Source organism: Rhodococcus ruber NBRC 15591, assembly GCF_001894945.1.
Taxonomy (GTDB): domain Bacteria; phylum Actinomycetota; class Actinomycetes; order Mycobacteriales; family Mycobacteriaceae; genus Rhodococcus; species Rhodococcus ruber.
Genome location: NZ_BCXE01000019.1, coordinates 1 through 16,792 on the forward strand (window position 1 = coordinate 1; position 16,792 = coordinate 16,792).

The window sequence follows — 16,792 nt, forward strand, 5'->3', positions numbered from 1 at the left end:
GACATTCGGTCCGTGGGCGGCGGGGGCGGGGCGACCCGATAGGCTCGCACCATGGCCGGTGTGGACGGGGTGTTGTTCGATATCGAGGGCGTGATCGTGACGTCGTGGGTGCCCGTGCCGGGCGCCGCCGAGGTGCTCGCCGGGCTTCGTGAGCGGGGCGTGCATCGGGCCTTCCTGACCAACACCACGTCGCGGACGTGTGCGCAGATCGCCGAGACCCTCTCCGGCCTGGGCATGCCGGTCGAACCCGCCGAGATCGTGACGGCCGCGTCCCTCACCGCCGAGTATCTGCGGCAGACCTACCCGGACCGGCGCTGCTGGGTGCTCAACCACGGCGACGTGGAGGCGGACCTCGCGGGCATCGTGCGCGACGAGGACGATCCCGAGGTGGTCGTGCTGGGCGGGGCCGGGCCGGAGTTCAGTCACCGCGCCCTCAGCCGTGTCGCCGAACTGATGCTCGACGGGGTGCCGGTGGTGGCGATGCACCGCGGCGCCACGTGGCAGGCCGCGGACGGGTTGCACATCGACACCGGCGTCTACCTGCCGGGTCTCGAGGAACTGAGCGGGCAGACCGTCGTCGCGGTCGGGAAGCCGTCGATGCGGGGCTTTCTCGCCGCGGCCGAGCTGATGGGCACCGAACCGGACCGGATGGCGGTGGTGGGCGACGATCTCCACGCCGAGGTCATTCCGGGCCAGCGCCTCGGTATGACGGGAATCCTGGTGCGCACCGGCAAGTTTCGGCAGTCGGTGCTCGATCTCGCGGTCGAGCGTCCCGACCGGGTGATCGATTCGGTGGCCGACCTGCCGGAGCTGCTCGACACGCTCTGACGACCTCTCGCTCCGGAAGGGTCCGGCCGGTACCCTCGCGCCGGGGGAGTCGCCCCCGTCCGCAGTATCCGAGCCCCGGCCCAGCGCAGAGGAGACCTTGTTGTCCATCCGATCCATCCGTGCCGTCGTAGTCCCCCGCCGTCTCCTCCGGGCCGGTGTGGTCGCCGCTCTCGGTGTCGCATCGGCGGCCCTGCTCGGCGTGGGCACCGCCGCGGCGGCACCGGTGACGTGCGTGTCGCCGCCGTCGGCCAACGAGATCCTGGTGTCCGACGCCGCGAGCTGCGGTGCGACGGCCACCGAGGGCGGCACGGCCCACTCCTTCGCCTCCGAGAGCGGCACCGCGGTGTCGTCGGCCCGGACGGCCGGCGCGGCCGAAGCCCGTGCGACGGGCTTCGGGACGGCCTTGAGCGGCGCCGGGGACGGTGGCCGCGCCTACGCGTACGCCCTCGGCGGCGGGCTGAGCCATTCCTCGGCCCAGGGCCCGGTGACGACGGTGTCCGTCGCCGGCTGGGGTTCGGGGGCGACGGCCGATCCGACCGGCGTGACCTGCGTCGGTCCGCAGTCGTTCGCGGTCAACACGGCCACCGGCCAGTGGTGCGCCGTCGGCGTCGGTTCCACGCGTCGCTGAGCCCACCCCGGACCGGTCCTGCACGACGAGGGTGGCGGGTGCTCCAAACCTTGCACTCGCCACCCTCGAGTGCTAAGAATGCTCTTGGCACTCGCAACACGTGAGTGCCAGGTCGGGACGGTGAGGCCGGGAATATCGACACCCCTGGTCGTCCGTCGCGGGCACTGCTTCCGGCCGAAGGCGTACATGGGGCGACCCGACGAGCGGTCGCCCTGCGTGTCACCCCCATATCCGGAGGATCACTTCGCAATGGCCAAGATCATCGCGTTCGACGAAGAGGCCCGTCGCGGCCTCGAGCGGGGCCTGAACAGCCTCGCCGACGCTGTCAAGGTGACGTTGGGGCCCAAGGGTCGCAACGTCGTGCTCGAGAAGAAGTGGGGCGCCCCCACGATCACCAACGATGGTGTGTCCATCGCCAAGGAGATCGAGCTCGAGGACCCGTACGAGAAGATCGGCGCCGAGCTGGTCAAGGAAGTTGCCAAGAAGACGGACGACGTCGCGGGTGACGGCACCACCACCGCCACCGTGCTCGCCCAGGCGCTGGTGCGCGAGGGTCTGCGCAACGTCGCTGCCGGTGCGAACCCGCTCGGTCTCAAGCGCGGCATCGAGAAGGCCGTCGAGGCCGTCACCGCCAAGCTGCTCGACACCGCCAAGGAGGTCGAGACCAAGGAGCAGATCGGCGCCACCGCCGGCATCTCCGCGGGCGACCCCGCGATCGGTGAACTGATCGCCGAGGCCATCGACAAGGTGGGCAAGGAAGGCGTCATCACCGTCGAGGAGTCCAACACCTTCGGCCTCCAGCTCGAGCTGACCGAGGGTATGCGCTTCGACAAGGGCTACATCTCGCTGTACTTCGCCACCGACGCCGAGCGTCAGGAGGCCGTGCTCGAGGACGCCTACATCCTGCTCGTGTCGGGCAAGATCTCGACCGTCAAGGACCTGCTGCCGCTGCTGGAGAAGGTCATCCAGTCCGGCAAGCCGCTCGCGATCATCGCCGAGGACGTCGAGGGCGAGGCCCTGTCCACGCTGGTCGTCAACAAGATCCGTGGCACCTTCAAGTCGGTCGCCGTCAAGGCCCCCGGCTTCGGTGACCGTCGCAAGGCCCAGCTCGCCGACATCGCCATCCTCACCGGTGGCGAGGTCATCAGCGAAGAGGTCGGTCTCTCCCTCGAGACCGCCGGCCTCGAGCTGCTCGGCCGTGCGCGCAAGGTCGTCGTCACCAAGGACGAGACCACCATCGTCGACGGTGCCGGCGACGCCGACGCCATCGCCGGTCGCGTGAACCAGATCCGCGCCGAGATCGAGGCGTCGGACTCGGACTACGACCGCGAGAAGCTGCAGGAGCGCCTGGCCAAGCTGGCCGGCGGTGTCGCGGTCATCAAGGCCGGCGCCGCCACCGAGGTCGAGCTCAAGGAGCGCAAGCACCGCATCGAGGATGCCGTCCGCAACGCCAAGGCTGCGGTCGAGGAGGGCATCGTCGCCGGCGGCGGCGTCGCGCTGCTGCAGGCCGCTCCGGTTCTGGACGACCTGAAGCTCGAGGGTGACGAGGCCACCGGTGCCAACATCGTCAAGGTCGCCCTCGAGGCTCCGCTGAAGCAGATCGCCTTCAACGCCGGCCTCGAGCCCGGCGTCGTCGCCGAGAAGGTGCGCAACCTGCCCGCCGGCCACGGCCTCAACGCCGCCACGGGCGAGTACGAGGACCTGCTGGGCGCCGGCATCAACGATCCGGTCAAGGTCACCCGCTCGGCGCTGCAGAACGCGGCGTCCATCGCGGCGCTGTTCCTGACCACCGAGGCTGTCGTCGCCGACAAGCCGGAGAAGGCCGCCGCTCCCGCCGGCGACCCGACCGGCGGCATGGGTGGCATGGACTTCTGATCCACCCCCGACCGTCTTCGAGGCCCGGTTCCACTTCGGTGGGGCCGGGCCTCGTGGCGTCGGTCGTTCGGGTGATTTCTCCGATTTCCGCGTTCTCGGGTCGTCGACTCTTGTAACAATGGCGTCGCGGCCGTACTTCCAGGACCGCGCATCCGTGACACGGACGAAATCAAGGAGGAGTCGCCATGGGATCTCTCGCGGACATCATCGGCTGGGTGCTCGAAAACTTCGATCTGCTGGAAGTTCTGGACTCGCTGAGTGCAGACGACTAGCGGCCACCCACGACCTGGACGGAGAAGATCATGATCGGCAGCCTGCTCGACCTCATCACGCCCATCCTCGAACTGATCGCCGACCTCGGCTCGGGCAGCGCGGACTAGTCCCGGCCCGAGAGCACACCCGAATCGCAGCCGCAGCGCCGGGATCTCCCGCCGCTGCGGCTGCGTTCGTGTGAGGTGCCGACCGGGTCAGACCGCGACGGCCGGGGCGGCCGCGCGCTTCGCCAGCCGCGCCGCGATCGCCGCGCACACCAGCAGCTGGATCTGGTGGAACAGCATGAGTGGCAGGACGATCAGTCCGATCGGTTGGCCCGGGAACAGGACCGTCGCCATCGGCAGGCCCGTGGCCAGGGACTTGGTCGAACCGCAGAACAGGATCGTCGCGCGGTCCTCGTAGGCGAAGCCCAGGCGCGGTGCGCCGAACCACGTGAGCGCCAGGACCAGGGCGAGCAGCACGAGGCACACACCCGCCAGGGCGAGCAGCCGCCCGAGCGACAGGCTCGACCAGATGCCCTCGTTCATGCCGCGACTGAACGCGACGTACACGACGAGCAGGATCGAGCCGCGGTCGACGATCTTCAGCGGCCCGCCGTGCCTGCCGACCCATCCGCCGATCCAGCGGCGCAGGAGCTGGCCGGCCAGGAACGGGACCAGCAGCATGAGCACGATGTCGAGCACCGCGGAGGCGCTGAACGTCACGCCCTGCGTGGTCATCGTCAGCGCGACGAGCAGCGGCGTCACGACGATGCCCAGCAGGCTCGAGGCACTGGCGGAGACGACCGCACCCGCGATGTTGCCGCGGGCCACGGAGACCAGCGCGATCGACGACTGCACCGTCGACGGCAGCAGGCACAGGTAGAGGACCCCGAGATACAGCGGTTCGGTCAGGACGGTCGGCACCAGCATCTTCGTCGCCAGCCCGAGCAGCGGGAACAGCGCGAACGTGGTGGCGAGGATCGTCAGGTGCAGGCGCCAGTGCCGGAGGCCCTCGAACGCCTCGCGCGTGGACAGTCGCGCCCCGTAGAGGAAGAACAGCAGACCGATGGCGATTTTCGCAGCCCACGTGAAGATGTTCAGGGCCGTGCCCGAGACCGGCAGCAGTCCCGCGACCGCGACGGTGGTGAGGATGCCGACGAGGAACGGGTCGAGGCGACCGAGCACGGGAATCCTGGAGAACATGAGTCGACGCTAGGACACCGCCGGGACGAGCCGACACCCGGTGTGGGAAGCGTGCACCCTCTCCGGCGTCCCGGAGCGGGTGCATGCTTCCTGGAACGGGTGCAGGCTCGCGGTCACTCCGGCAGCAGCATCCAGAGCGCCAGGTAGACCAGGGCGGCGCCGCCTCCGGTCACGAACGCGGCGACCACCACGCCGGCGCGGACGAGGTTGACGTCGATGCCGAAGTACTCGGCGAGGCCGCCGCACACACCGCCGAGCATGCGCTGCGAGCGGGACCGGGCGAAGGGACGGGGAGCGGGGGTGTTGTTCTCGAATGTCATGCGACAAGAGTGCCGCCACGGGCCTGCCGGTCGCATCGGGTGACGCCCCGATTCCTACCCTGATCTTTCGTCTCGGGGTGTGTCCTCAGCGCTTCTGGGCAAGCGTCTTCTTGAAGACCACCAGGGGCAGCAGCATCCGGGCGACCAGCGCGACGGCCCACACGATCACCGTCGCGAGGATCCAGGTCGCCGCGCCACTGATCTGCAGTCCGTCGCTGACGAGTGAGGTGACGATCAGCGCGACCAGCGTCGAGACGAGCGCGCTGCTGCCCAGGAGCGCCGGGGTCTTGGTGACCGCCAGCTGGCGCAGCAGCGGGTCGACGAGCATCGCCGTCACGGTGAACAGGGCGACGGCGATGACGAAGGCGACGCCGTCGAGCGACATGCCGGGCAGGACCCAGGCGCCGACGAGCAGCGCCAGGGCATTGGCGAGCAGTGCGACGACCGCGGACGCGAGCAGACGGACCATGCGAGGAGAGTAGCCTTCCCGGCCGGGTCGGTGAACCGGAAAGACGATCGGGCGGGCCGGAATCCCGGCCCGCCCGATCGTCGGCGAGAACTCGTCAGTTGCAGACCACCGTCAGGCCCACACCCCGCCAGATCGGCGTCTCGACACGTTCGAACTCGTTCTTCTCGTGGTTGTACTGCATGTCGACCTCGGTGCGGTAGCCCCGGTCGCGCTGCCCGGTGACGTGGCAGTGGCCGGACGCCGTGCCCGCGCGGTTGACCACGCCGTACGGCACGCCCTGCGCCTCGAGCGTGGCCCGGGCGCTCTGTTCGCTCATGCCGACCACGTTCGGGACCGGCCGGGTCGCAGCCTGGGCCGCCGCCGTCCCGGCGCCCAGGAGCACCGCCGTCCCGGCGCCCAGCAACACCGCCGTCCCGGCGCCCAGCAGCACCGCCGCGGTGCACACGGCGGCGACCGAGGCGCGTATCGAACGTCCTGCGCGGTGCGCGGTTTCGGGTACGACGAGAGAACTGCTCGAAGTGGATGTCATGCCTTCGAGCGTGCCGGGCGCAGGACCCGCTCCACATCGGGTGACGCCCCGATCCGCACCCTGAACTTTCTTCTCGGGGTGCGCGCCGACGATGCTCCGTAGGATCTGGGAATGGCCGGACCGACGCGGGTGGCGCTCGCCCTGGGCAGCGGGGGTGCCCGCGGCTACGCCCACATCGGTGTGATCGAGGCGCTCGAGGAACGCGGACTCGAGATCGCCGGTGTGGCGGGCTCGTCCATGGGCGCGCTCGTGGGTGGGTTGTACGCGGCCGGCAGGCTCGACGACTACACCCGCTGGGCGACGTCGTTGACGCAGCTCGACGTGCTGCGGCTGCTCGACGTGTCGCTGTCCGCGCCGGGCGCCATCCACGCCGAGAAGATCCTCGACAAGGTGCGCGAGATCCTCGGCGACACCCCCATCGAGGGGCTGCGGATCCCGTACACGGCCGTCGCGACGGACCTGGCCGCCGGACGATCCGTCTGGTTCCAGCGCGGCCCCGTCGACGTGGCGATCCGCGCGTCCATCGCGATTCCCGGCGTGATCACCCCGTACGTGCTCAACGGGCGGGTGCTCGCGGACGGCGGGATCCTCGATCCGCTGCCGCTCGCCCCGATCCTCGCCGCGGGTGCCGACGTCACCATCGGTGTCAGTCTCGGGGCCGAGGAACGCGACGTCGACGGCGGCGCCCCGGCCCACGCGAGTGCGGAGCCGCGACCGGTCGACGAGTGGATCGGCCGATTCCGCCGCAGCGCCGCGCAACTGCTCGAGCGGGACGTCGTCCGCTCGATGGTGGGTCGTTTCGGCGGTGGGCCGGGGGCGCGCAGCGACGCCGCGGAGGACGTGGCATCCGAGGACGCCGAGGTCGTCGACGATCCGGTCCCGGTCCCGAAGCTGAGCCGTTTCGAGGTGATGAACCGCTCGCTCGATCTGATGCAGTCGGCCCTGGCCCGCTACCAGCTCGCCGGGTACCCGCCGGACGTGCTCATCCGCATCCCCCGCAAGTCGGGTCGCAGTCTCGACTTCCACCGCGCGGCGGAGATGATCGCGCTCGGCCGCAGCCTCACCGAGTCCGCCCTCGACGCCGCGGGACTCGGGACCGCGCCGGCGGCCGAACCGCCTGACCCGGACACCGGAACCGCCTAGGCTGAGCCGGTGGAGACCGTACCGATCCAGCTGCCGGGCGGCACGACGACACCCGTTCGCCTGTTCCCCGGTCCGGAACAGCCGGCCCGCATCGACGCGCCGCGGCCCGTGGTGGTGATCCTGCCCGGTCTCGGCATTCCGGCGGGCTACTACGAGCCCTTCGCCGACGCCCTGACCGCGCACGGGTTCGACGCCGCGCTCTGCGAGCTGCCCGGACAGGGCGACAGCCGGCCCCGCCCCGGACCCGACAGCGACTACGGCTACCAGGAGCTGGTGGCCGTCGACCTGCCGGCCATGCTGGAGGTGGTGCACGAGCGGTTCCTCGACTCCACCCCGTACCTGCTGGGGCATTCGATGGGCGGGCAGCTCGGGGCGCTCTATGCCGCCCGCAACCCCGGACGGCTCGGCGGGCTGGTCCTCGTCGCCGCGGGGACCCCGTACTACCGCCACCACGCGGGCATCCGCGGGCCGGGTCTGCTCCTCGGGTCCGCGGCGATGTCGATCACCGCGAGCATCGCCGGATTCTGGCCCGGCGACCGGCTCGACGTCGCCGGTTTCGGTCGCCAGTCCCGGCAGCTCATCTCGGACTGGGCGCGCCTGGCCCGGAGCGGGCGTTTCGAGCCCCGCGACGCCGACGTCGACTACGAGCAGCGGCTCGCCGAGCTGAGCCTGCCGGTCCTGTCCGTCACTGTCGAGGGCGACGACCTCACGCCGGTCGCCGCCGCCCGGCACCTGCTCGAGAAGATGCCGGGCGCGGACGTGACGACGTGGCACCAGTCCCGGCCGCTGGGGCACAACGGCTGGATTCGCGACAACGCGGACACCGTCGACCGCATCGCGGCCTGGTTGAAGGACCGGTGAGTTCTACCCGGACAGCATGCGTTCGAGGAACGTGAACGTCAGCGCCGCCTTGAAGGCGGCCTGGGCGTTGTCCGCGGCACCGCCGTGGCCGCCCTCGATGTTCTCGTAGTACCAGACCTCGTGGCCCTGTTCCTCGAGCCGCGCCACCATCTTCCGGGCGTGCCCGGGGTGCACCCGGTCGTCCCGCGTCGACGTGGTGATGAGGATCGGCGGGTACTTCGCGTCCGCGGCGGTGTTCTGGTACGGCGAGTACTCGCGCAGGTAGGCCCACTCGTCGGGGTTGTCGGGGTCGCCGTACTCGGCCATCCACGACGCTCCGGCGAGCAGCAGGTGGTAGCGCTTCATGTCGAGGAGCGGCACCTGGCACACGATCGTCCCGAACAGTTCGGGGTAGCGGGTGAGCATCACGCCCATGAGCAGGCCGCCGTTGCTCCCACCCTGGATGCCGAGACGATCGGCGGTGGTGATGCCCCGCGCGACCAGATCTCGTGCCACCGCGGCGAAGTCCTCGAACACCTTGTGCCGGTTCTCCTTCAGCGCCTGGGTGTGCCACTGCGGTCCGTACTCGCCGCCGCCGCGGATGTTGGCGATCACGTACGTGTACCCGCGTTCGAGCCACGCCAGGCCGACACCGCCGCTGTACGCCGGCACCATCGAGTTCTCGAATCCGCCGTAGCCGTACAGCAGGGTCGGAGCCGGGGACGAGGTGTCGCGGCCGACCACGAAGTACGGAATCCGGGTCCCGTCGTCCGAAGTGGCGAAATGCTGTGTGGCGGTGATGTTCTCGGCTTCGAAGAACGCCGGTGCCTGCTTGATCGACGCCAGCGGCCCGCCGACCGTGCCGGACAGCAGCGTCGCGGGCACGGTGAAACCGCTGGAGTTGAGGAAGAATTCGTCGCTCTCGAGCGGATCGACGTCGATCACGGAGGTGGTGGTCGCGGGCGGCACGTCGTCGACCGGCCGATCGGTCCACCCGTCCACGCCCGGGGTGAGCACCCGCACCTCGGTCTGCACGTCGCGCAGCACGACCGTCAGCAGGTGGTTGCGCGTCCAGGCGTACTGTTCCAGCGAGCTGTGCGCGTCCGGCGCGAACAGCACCGTCATCTCCCGGGAGCCGGCCAGGAAATCCGGGTAGTTCGCGGCCAGCAGGGTGCCCGCCGGATGTCCGAGCCACGGCGACCGGGTCCGGATCAGCAGGTGGTCGCGGTACACGGAGACCTTCGCATCGTCCGGGGCCTCGATCCGGACGAGTTCCCCGTCGGGCCGCAGTTCGAACCGGTGCGACGTGTAGAAGTCGATCGCGCGCTCGACGAAACTGCGCTCGAAACCCGTGCGGTCGTACCAGGCGGAGACGGCGACGTCGGATCTGTCGCCCTCGTACACCGTCTCGGCCTCCGCCAGCGGCGTACCGCGGCGCCAGCGCTTGGCCAGGCGCGGGTACCCGGAGTCGGTGAGCGAGCCGTCGCCGAAGTCGGTGCCGACGTACACGGTGTCCGCATCGATCCAGCCGATGTCGGTCTTCGCCTCCGGCACCGTGAAACTGTCCGGTCCGTCGACGAATTTCCTTGACTCCATGTCGAACTCGCGGATCACGGTGGCGTCGGCGCCGCCGCGTGACAGTCCGATCAGGGCCCGGGACTGGTCGGGTCGCAGCACCTGCGCCCCCGACCACACCCAGTTCTCGCCCTCCGCCTCGGCGACCGCGTCGAGGTCGACCAGCACGTCCCAGTCCGGTTCGTCGCGCAGGTACTGCTCCATGGTGGTCCGCCGCCACAGGCCGCGCACGTGCCGAGCGTCGCGCCAGTAGTTGTACAGATACTCACCGCGGCGCCGCGCGTACGGGATGCGCGCGTCGGTGTCGAGCACCTCCCGGATCCGGGACTGCAGCGTCCCGAACGCCTCCGTGCGGGTGTATTCGTCGACGGTGCGGTCGTTGTGCGCGCGCACCCACCCGAGCTGGTCGTCGCCGGTGACGTCCTCGAGCCAGAGGTGCGGGTCGTTCGTGTCGTCGGCCATAGGCAATTCTTACCCATCCGGCCCGGGACGACCCGGCGGGGACCGCGGGCGCGGCTCCCGCGCCGCGCCCGCCACACTGGCGGAATGCAGTTGCATCCCTCCGACGCCCTGCGGGACTGGCTCGACGACCGTGTCCGCAGCGACCAGTTCCTGCTGTTCTGTTTCGAAGGGGAAGCCGGCGACCCGGACACCCTGGTGACCGAGCTTCGGCATCGGGCGTCGGCCGTCCCCGAACTCCGGTTGCGCGCCGTGCCGGTGCCGGGTCGTCTGGACTATCCGTACTGGGCGGCGGGGCTAGTCGGCGCCGACCGGTTCGTCGTGCACCGGCTGCCGGATCCGTCCTGGCCGGGAGTGCAGCGGGCCCTCGGTGAACTGCTCACCGACCGGCTCGACATCACGACCTCGCCGTGGCGAGTGCATCTGCTGGCCGGCGTGACGGGGGCGCCCCGCTGCGCCACAACCGCAACCGTTGTGGTGCTGCAGGTTTCGCACGCCTTCGCGGACGGGATGCGCGCCTCGACCCTGGCCCGGGCGTTGCTGTCGGGTACGGGCCCGGCCGCCGACGGTACCCCGACGGGGCCGGAGGCGCCGTCGGTGCCGGCGATGCTGCTGCGTGCCGTGGCCCGGGTGCCGATCCAGCTGGGCGCACTGCTGGCGACGGGGGTACGCGCGGGCCGCGCCGAACGGGACCTGGCCGATCCGGCTGTCCCGCCGGCGGCCCCGGGATGTCCGCTGAGCGCCGTGAACACCGACCCCGGCCCGGGGCGTGCGGTGCGGACGATCGTGTGCTCCGCGACGGACCTGCGCACGGTGGGGACCGTGACCGTCGGTGCACTGACCGCGATCGCGTCCGCGCTCGGCGAGTTCCTCGGCGACTTCCCGGCCGACCGGCTCGGCGCGGAGGTGCCGGTCTCCGTCGCCCCGAACGGGACGGCGCGCAACTCCTACCGCAGCGCCGGTGTCCGGCTGTTCGCGCACGTGGACGATCCCCGGGAGCGTGCCGCGGCGATCGCCGCCGACCTGGCGCTGCGGCGACGACGGCTCGTGCATCCGGCCGTGGATCTCCGGGACCGTCCGTTCGCGCACCTTCCGGCGCCGCTGTTGCGGTTCGGGCTCGCCCGCGCCGACCTGGGTGCGGTGCCGCGAACCGTCACCGGCAACACGGTCGTGTCCAGCGTGTACCGCGGCGCGGACGACCTGGTGCTCGGCGGGGCCGCCGTGCGCTTCACCGCCGGTTTCCCGGGGTTGTCGCCTGTCATGGGCCTGACCCACGGCGTGCACGGAATCGGCGACGCGGTCACGTTGTCGATCACCACCAGTCCGCAGGTGATCGGGCTTGGGGAGCTGGACCGGTACGAGAGCTTGCTGCGCGGCGCCGTCGCGCGGCTCGCGCGCGCGTAGGGGGCGCCGTCGCGCGGCTCGCGCGCGTAGGACAGACGCGCCCGGAGGCCCCGAGGTGGCGGGCGAGCAACTGCTTGGTTCGGGGCGGCTCCGGCGGTAGCGTGCCGGTCGGAACCGGATCGACGAGGGAGTGGCGATGGGCGTGTACGCGGTGACCGGGGCGGCGTCCGGCATGGGCGCGGCGAGCGCGGACCGGCTGCGGGCCGCGGGCCACACCGTGATCACCGTCGACCTGAAGGAGGCCGACGTCGTCGCCGACCTCTCGACCCCCGCGGGGCGGTCCGCGGCGGTGCGTCGAACCCTCGAGCGGGCCGGGAACCGGCTCGACGGTGCGGTGCTCGCGGCGGGTCTCGGCCCGGTGCCCGGCAAGGAGCACACCCTCGCCCAGGTCAACGTCCGGGGCGTGATCGAGTTGCTCGAAGGGTGGCGGCCGGCGCTCGCCGCGGCCGGAAACAGCAAGGTCGTGGTGTTCGGGTCGAATTCGACGACCACCACCCCGGCCGTGCCCATGTCGGCCGTGCGGGCGTTTCTCGCCGGCGACCTCGAGAAGGGGGTGCGGCGGGCGGGACGCATCAGGCCCGCGGCCGCCCCCTTCACCTACGCCGCGTCGAAGATCGCCGTCACCCACTGGGTGCGCCGGAACGCGGTGACCCCGGACTGGGCGGGGGCGGGGATCCGCCTGAACGTCCTCGCGCCGGGCGCGGTGTCGACCCCCCTCCTCGACACTCAGCTCGCGAGCCCGGAGGGCGATCGGGTCCGGAGTTTCCCCGTCCCGATCGGGGGGTTCGGTGAGCCGGACCGGATTGCCGAGTGGGTGGAGTTCATGCTGTCCCCGGCCGCCGACTTCCTCGTCGGCTCGGTCGTGGTGGTCGACGGCGGCAGCGAGGCGTGGTTCCGTGCCGTCGACTGGCCGCGACCGGTGCCGGTGCGGAAGGTGCTGCGGTACGTGCGGCGGATGCGGAGCTTCCGCCGCTGACCGGGGGCTGCGCCCGCCGCTTCCGCCACGTTCGGGCCCGTGTGCACGCCCGATTCGTGCCTGGTGCCGGGACTACCGGCGGGTAACCGGACCATCCGCAGACACGCCGGAGCGGCAGGTCTACGCTGTTTGTTCGTGACCTCACACTATGACGTCGTTGTCCTCGGAGCCGGTCCCGGTGGGTACGTCGCTGCTATCCGCGCGGCACAGCTGGGCCTGAGCACCGCCATCATCGAGAAGAAGTACTGGGGTGGTGTCTGCCTGAACGTGGGCTGCATTCCCTCCAAGGCGCTTCTCCGCAATGCCGAACTGGCGCATCTCTTCACGAAAGAGGCCAAGACGTTCGGCATGTCCGGGGACGTGTCCTTCGACTTCGGTGCGGCCCTGGACCGCAGCCGCAAGGTCGCGGACGGCCGCGTCAAGGGCGTGCACTTCCTGATGAAGAAGAACAAGATCACCGAATACGACGGTGCCGGCTCGTTCGTCGACGCCAACACCATCTCGGTCGAGCTCAACAAGGGCGGGACCGAGACGGTGACCTTCGACAACGCGATCATCGCGACCGGGTCGGTGACCAAGCTGCTGCCCGGCACGCAGCTGAGCGAGAACGTCGTCACCTACGAGGAGCAGATCCTCACCCGCGACCTGCCGGGCTCGATCCTGATCGTCGGCGCCGGTGCCATCGGCATGGAGTTCGGCTACGTGCTGAAGAACTACGGCGTGGACGTCACCATCGTCGAGTTCCTCGACCGGGCGCTGCCCAACGAGGACGCCGACATCTCCAAGGAGATCGCGAAGGCGTACAAGAAGCTCGGCGTGAAGATCATGACCGGGGCCGCGGTGCAGTCCATCGACGACGACGGCAACAAGGTGACCGTCGCGATCAAGGACAACAAGTCCGGCAACGTCGAGTCCGTGGTCGTCGACAAGGTCATGCAGTCCGTCGGGTTCGCCCCGCGGGTGGAGGGCTTCGGCCTCGAGAACACCGGTGTCGAGCTCACCGACCGGGGCGCCATCGCCATCGACGACGTGATGCGCACCAACGTGCCGCACATCTACGCCATCGGCGACGTCACCGCCAAGCTCATGCTCGCGCACGTCGCAGAGGCGATGGGCGTGGTCGCGGCCGAGACCATCGGCGGCGCCGAGACCCTCACCTTCGACGACTACCGGATGATGCCGCGTGCGACGTTCTGCCAGCCGCAGGTCGCCAGCTTCGGACTGACCGAGCAGCAGGCGCGCGACGAGGGTTACGACGTCAAGGTCGCCACCTTCCCCTTCACCGCGAACGGCAAGGCCCACGGCCTCGGCGATCCCAACGGCTTCGTCAAGCTGATCGCCGACAACAAGCACGGAGAGCTGCTCGGCGGCCACCTGATCGGCCCCGACGTCTCCGAACTCCTGCCCGAGCTGACCCTCGCGCAGAAGTGGGACCTGACGGTCAACGAACTGGCCCGCAACGTCCACACCCACCCGACGCTGAGCGAGGCGCTGCAGGAGGCCATCCACGGCCTCGCAGGCCACATGATCAACTTCTGATCCCGGCGCGTCGAAGATCCTCCGCGCGGGCAGATCCCCGTTCGGATGTACCGGCCTCAGCCCGCGGTGACCGAAACGTCGCCGCGGGCTGTCGTCGTCTCGGGCAACGACGAAACCTGATTGGATACCCGTGACGCGGGGTACCTTGTCGGCATGGCAGAACGGGGTGCGCGTCCCAGGGTGCATCCGGTGCGCAGAATGATGTTGCGCGCCGTCCGACACCTTTTCACTCCTCTCCGGCCCGACGACTACCTCGAGATGATCAATCCCCTGTGGACCACGAGGGAGTTGCGGGGCCGGGTCGAGCGGGTGGTACCGGAAGGTCCCGACGCGGCGTCCGTGCTCATCCGTCCCGCCTACGAGTGGCGCGGACACCGCCCCGGTCAATACGTACGACTGGGCGTGATCATCGACGGCGTCTACCACTGGCGTGCCTACTCGCTGACCTCCGATCCCGATCCCGAGGACGGGCTCATCAGCGTCACCCCGAAGGTGGTCGAGACCGGCGTGGTCTCGCCGCACCTGGTGCGCCGCATCCAGCCCGGCGACGTGGTGCGGCTCGGCGAGGTCGAGGGCGTGTTCACCCTGCCCGATCCACTGCCTGCGAAGATGCTGTTCGTCAGTGCCGGCAGCGGTATCACCCCCATCATGAGCATGCTGCGCAGCCTGGACCACCGCGACCGCCTCGACGACGTCGTTCTGGTGCACTCGGCGCGCACCGCCGACGAGGTCATCTTCGCTTCCACGTTGCGTGACCTCGAGGCACGCCGGTCCGGGTTCCGGCTGGTGCTGCGGCTCACCGCGGAGCAGGGCCGCATGACGCCGGCCGATCTGGACGAGCTGTGCCCCGACTGGCGGGAGCGGGAGGCGTTCTGCTCCGGCCCCGGCGACATGCTCGACGCATTCGTCGAGCACTGGAACGACCACGGTGATCCGAAAAAACTCCACATGGAGCGTTTCCAGCCGATCATCGGCGGGAATGCGGGATCGGGTGAAGGCGGCACGGTCCACTTCCTCGACAGCGAGGCCGACGTCGAATGCGACGGCGGCACGCCGATCCTGGTGGCGGGCGAGAAGGCGGGTCTGCAGCTTCCGTACGGATGCCGGATCGGGATCTGCCATACCTGCGTGGGCACGCTGCGCTCCGGCAAGGTGCGGGACCTGCGCACGGACGAGGTCGCCGAACCCGTCGGCGCTGCGGTCCGCACCTGCATCCACACCGCCGAAGGCGACATCGAAATCGAGCTGTGAACGGAAGGAACGCGAGATGACGACGGAGATCGAGAGTCCACTCGCGCATCTGAGCGAGGAAACGCTGGACGCGTTGGCGAAGGAGTTCGACGCCATCCACGACAGGGTCTACTCCGAGCTGGGGGAGCGGGACCGTCGCTACATCAAGACCGTGATCGCGACGCAGCGACAGCTCGCCGTCGCCGGCCGTGCGCTGCTCCTGGGTTCGGCGTCGAAGTCGGCCTGGGTCGCGGGCACGGCATGCCTCGGCATGGCCAAGATTCTCGAGAACATGGAGATCGGCCACAACGTCATGCACGGGCAGTGGGACTGGATGAACGATCCGGACATCCATTCGTCGGTGTGGGACTGGGACACCGCCTCGACCGCGGCGGGCTGGAAGCACTCCCACAACTACATCCACCACACCTTCACGAACATCCGCGGCAAGGACAAGGATCTCGGGTACGAGATCATGCGGATCGATCCGCACCAGAAGTGGCACCCGGTCTACCTGGCCCAGCCGTTCTACAACGTGCTGCTCATGGCGTTCTTCGAGTGGGGGGTGGCGCTGCACGACCTCGACCTCGATGCGTTGTGGGCGGGAGAGAAGACGCCGGGGCAGGTGCTCGAGGAGCTGAAGGGCATCGCGGGCAAGGCGCGGCGGCAGTTCGTCAAGGACTACGTGGGTTGGCCCCTGGTCTCGGCCGGCGCGTTCGCGGCCGCGGCGCTGCTGTCGGGAGGGCGGATCCCGCAGCCGCGGACCTCTCGCATCGGACGCCGGCTGCGCGGACTCGGCCGTCTCGGGCGCGGCGGTGCCGCCCCGCGGGCCGACGCCGTCGCCGACGTGCTCGACAAGGTCCTGCCGGGCGTGGAGAAGACGTTCCTGGCCACCCTGGCGGCGGACTTCACCGCCAACATCATCCGCAACGTGTGGTCGCACGCGATCATCTTCTGCGGGCACTTCCCGGACCAGACGTACACCTTCAGCCGGAAGGAGGTGGAGAACGAGAGCCGCGGCGGATGGTACGTCCGCCAGCTGGTCGGCGCGGCCAACATCGAGGGCAGTCCGCTGTTCCACGTCATCAGCGGAAACCTCGGCTACCAGGTCGAACACCACCTCTACCCCGACATGCCGAGCACCCGGTACTCCGAGGTGGCGCCCGCGGTGAAGGACATCTGCGAGCGGTACGGGCTGCCGTACAACACCGGACCCCTGTCGAAGCAGTGGGGCACCGTGCACCGGACGATCCTGCGCCTCGCGTTCCCCGGCGGCAAGCCGCGACCGAAGCCCGGTCCGTACCACAGCGCGGACGATCCGTCGCGCAAGACGGCGCCGAGCGAGGCGGCCCGCTTCCGCAGCCGGCTGCCGGCAGACCACCCGGCCGCCGGTCCGGAGCACGAGCACGGTGGCGTGGAGGTCGAGCCGCCGCCGCGCTGACGATCGCGGATTCGCGCGCCCCTTCGGAATCCGCTCACGTCGTGGCGTGAGCGGATTCCGAAACGCCGTGGGAATCCCG

The 16,792-nt window shown here is 70.1% G+C and carries 15 protein-coding genes; 10 read left to right on the plus strand and 5 right to left on the minus strand.

The annotated features are described in order from the left end of the window. Positions 1 to 51 precede the first annotated feature (51 nt). The 3 genes from RR3_RS11550 to groL all read left to right on the plus strand — a co-directional run bounded on the left by RR3_RS11550 (position 52) and on the right by groL (position 3,331). Positions 52 to 828 carry an HAD-IIA family hydrolase gene (locus RR3_RS11550; RefSeq protein WP_010592202.1) on the plus strand — a complete coding sequence of 259 codons (777 nt, stop codon included), beginning with the start codon at positions 52 to 54 and terminating at the stop codon, positions 826 to 828. 100 nt (positions 829 to 928) lie between these two features. Further along, a complete protein-coding gene (locus RR3_RS11555; RefSeq protein ID WP_010592201.1) occupies positions 929 to 1,456 on the plus strand; it encodes a DUF6764 family protein in 528 nt (175 codons plus the stop codon). A gap of 249 nt (positions 1,457 to 1,705) precedes the next feature. Continuing rightward, the gene (gene groL / locus RR3_RS11560) at positions 1,706 to 3,331 is read left to right on the plus strand and encodes a chaperonin GroEL (RefSeq protein WP_010592200.1); all 1,626 of its coding nucleotides are present in this window, start codon (positions 1,706 to 1,708) and stop codon (positions 3,329 to 3,331) included. Positions 3,332 to 3,798: 467 nt separating this feature from the next. Here groL and RR3_RS11565 read toward each other — a convergent pair whose 3' ends face one another. From RR3_RS11565 to RR3_RS11580, 4 genes are all read right to left on the minus strand, one after another. Further along, the gene (locus tag RR3_RS11565; RefSeq protein WP_026137885.1) at positions 3,799 to 4,788 is read right to left on the minus strand and encodes a bile acid:sodium symporter family protein; all 990 of its coding nucleotides are present in this window, start codon (positions 4,786 to 4,788) and stop codon (positions 3,799 to 3,801) included. Positions 4,789 to 4,901: 113 nt separating this feature from the next. Beyond that, positions 4,902 to 5,108 (minus strand): PspC domain-containing protein, encoded by a 207-nt coding sequence (locus tag RR3_RS11570; RefSeq protein ID WP_003937438.1) that lies wholly within the window; start codon positions 5,106 to 5,108, stop codon positions 4,902 to 4,904. A gap of 85 nt (positions 5,109 to 5,193) precedes the next feature. Continuing rightward, entirely contained in the window at positions 5,194 to 5,577 is a 384-nt protein-coding gene (locus RR3_RS11575) for a phage holin family protein (protein ID WP_048772226.1), read from the minus strand. Positions 5,578 to 5,671: 94 nt separating this feature from the next. Beyond that, positions 5,672 to 6,106: a PASTA domain-containing protein gene (locus tag RR3_RS11580; RefSeq protein WP_225222511.1), complete on the minus strand. Its 435-nt coding sequence runs from the start codon at positions 6,104 to 6,106 to the stop codon at positions 5,672 to 5,674. A 111-nt stretch (positions 6,107 to 6,217) separates the two neighbouring features. On the opposite strand from RR3_RS11580, the gene RR3_RS11585 reads away from it, so the two are divergent. Both RR3_RS11585 and RR3_RS11590 read left to right on the plus strand, forming a co-directional pair. Next, a complete protein-coding gene (locus RR3_RS11585) occupies positions 6,218 to 7,249 on the plus strand; it encodes a patatin-like phospholipase family protein (RefSeq protein ID WP_010592196.1) in 1,032 nt (343 codons plus the stop codon). A gap of 9 nt (positions 7,250 to 7,258) precedes the next feature. Continuing rightward, complete coding sequence (locus RR3_RS11590; RefSeq protein WP_017681260.1) at positions 7,259 to 8,110, plus strand: alpha/beta hydrolase family protein; 852 nt, start codon at positions 7,259 to 7,261, stop codon at positions 8,108 to 8,110. 3 nt (positions 8,111 to 8,113) lie between these two features. Here the strand turns inward: RR3_RS11590 and RR3_RS11595 are convergent, their stop codons facing one another. After that, on the minus strand, positions 8,114 to 10,126 hold the full coding sequence (locus RR3_RS11595) for a prolyl oligopeptidase family serine peptidase (protein ID WP_048772229.1): 2,013 nt from the start codon (positions 10,124 to 10,126) through the stop codon (positions 8,114 to 8,116). Between the two features lie 84 nt (positions 10,127 to 10,210). On the opposite strand from RR3_RS11595, the gene RR3_RS11600 reads away from it, so the two are divergent. From RR3_RS11600 to RR3_RS11620, 5 genes are all read left to right on the plus strand, one after another. Continuing rightward, on the plus strand, positions 10,211 to 11,527 hold the full coding sequence (locus tag RR3_RS11600; RefSeq protein WP_064065802.1) for a wax ester/triacylglycerol synthase domain-containing protein: 1,317 nt from the start codon (positions 10,211 to 10,213) through the stop codon (positions 11,525 to 11,527). A gap of 136 nt (positions 11,528 to 11,663) precedes the next feature. Further along, entirely contained in the window at positions 11,664 to 12,503 is an 840-nt protein-coding gene (locus RR3_RS11605; protein WP_017681257.1) for an SDR family oxidoreductase, read from the plus strand. A 135-nt stretch (positions 12,504 to 12,638) separates the two neighbouring features. After that, positions 12,639 to 14,042, plus strand: a complete 1,404-nt coding sequence (gene lpdA / locus RR3_RS11610; protein ID WP_040270821.1) for a dihydrolipoyl dehydrogenase — start codon at positions 12,639 to 12,641, stop codon at positions 14,040 to 14,042. A gap of 153 nt (positions 14,043 to 14,195) precedes the next feature. Continuing rightward, positions 14,196 to 15,293 carry a ferredoxin reductase gene (locus RR3_RS11615; protein ID WP_026137882.1) on the plus strand — a complete coding sequence of 366 codons (1,098 nt, stop codon included), beginning with the start codon at positions 14,196 to 14,198 and terminating at the stop codon, positions 15,291 to 15,293. Positions 15,294 to 15,309: 16 nt separating this feature from the next. Then, entirely contained in the window at positions 15,310 to 16,713 is a 1,404-nt protein-coding gene (locus tag RR3_RS11620) for a fatty acid desaturase family protein (protein ID WP_010592190.1), read from the plus strand. Positions 16,714 to 16,792 lie beyond the last annotated feature (79 nt).

What these genes read in the sequence shown, in the direction of transcription:
- RR3_RS11600 (WP_064065802.1), top strand. Translation starts at nt 10,211, where the DNA reads ATGCAGTTGCATCCCTCCGACGCCCTGCGGGACTGGCTCGACGACCGT.
- RR3_RS11575 (WP_048772226.1), bottom strand. Translation starts at nt 5,577, where the DNA reads ATGGTCCGTCTGCTCGCGTCCGCGGTCGTCGCACTGCTCGCCAATGCC.
- RR3_RS11580 (WP_225222511.1), bottom strand. Translation starts at nt 6,106, where the DNA reads ATGACATCCACTTCGAGCAGTTCTCTCGTCGTACCCGAAACCGCGCAC.
- RR3_RS11605 (WP_017681257.1), top strand. Translation starts at nt 11,664, where the DNA reads ATGGGCGTGTACGCGGTGACCGGGGCGGCGTCCGGCATGGGCGCGGCG.
- groL (WP_010592200.1), top strand. Translation starts at nt 1,706, where the DNA reads ATGGCCAAGATCATCGCGTTCGACGAAGAGGCCCGTCGCGGCCTCGAG.
- RR3_RS11615 (WP_026137882.1), top strand. Translation starts at nt 14,196, where the DNA reads ATGGCAGAACGGGGTGCGCGTCCCAGGGTGCATCCGGTGCGCAGAATG.
- RR3_RS11595 (WP_048772229.1), bottom strand. Translation starts at nt 10,126, where the DNA reads ATGGCCGACGACACGAACGACCCGCACCTCTGGCTCGAGGACGTCACC.
- RR3_RS11585 (WP_010592196.1), top strand. Translation starts at nt 6,218, where the DNA reads ATGGCCGGACCGACGCGGGTGGCGCTCGCCCTGGGCAGCGGGGGTGCC.
- RR3_RS11620 (WP_010592190.1), top strand. Translation starts at nt 15,310, where the DNA reads ATGACGACGGAGATCGAGAGTCCACTCGCGCATCTGAGCGAGGAAACG.
- RR3_RS11565 (WP_026137885.1), bottom strand. Translation starts at nt 4,788, where the DNA reads ATGTTCTCCAGGATTCCCGTGCTCGGTCGCCTCGACCCGTTCCTCGTC.
- RR3_RS11550 (WP_010592202.1), top strand. Translation starts at nt 52, where the DNA reads ATGGCCGGTGTGGACGGGGTGTTGTTCGATATCGAGGGCGTGATCGTG.
- RR3_RS11570 (WP_003937438.1), bottom strand. Translation starts at nt 5,108, where the DNA reads ATGACATTCGAGAACAACACCCCCGCTCCCCGTCCCTTCGCCCGGTCC.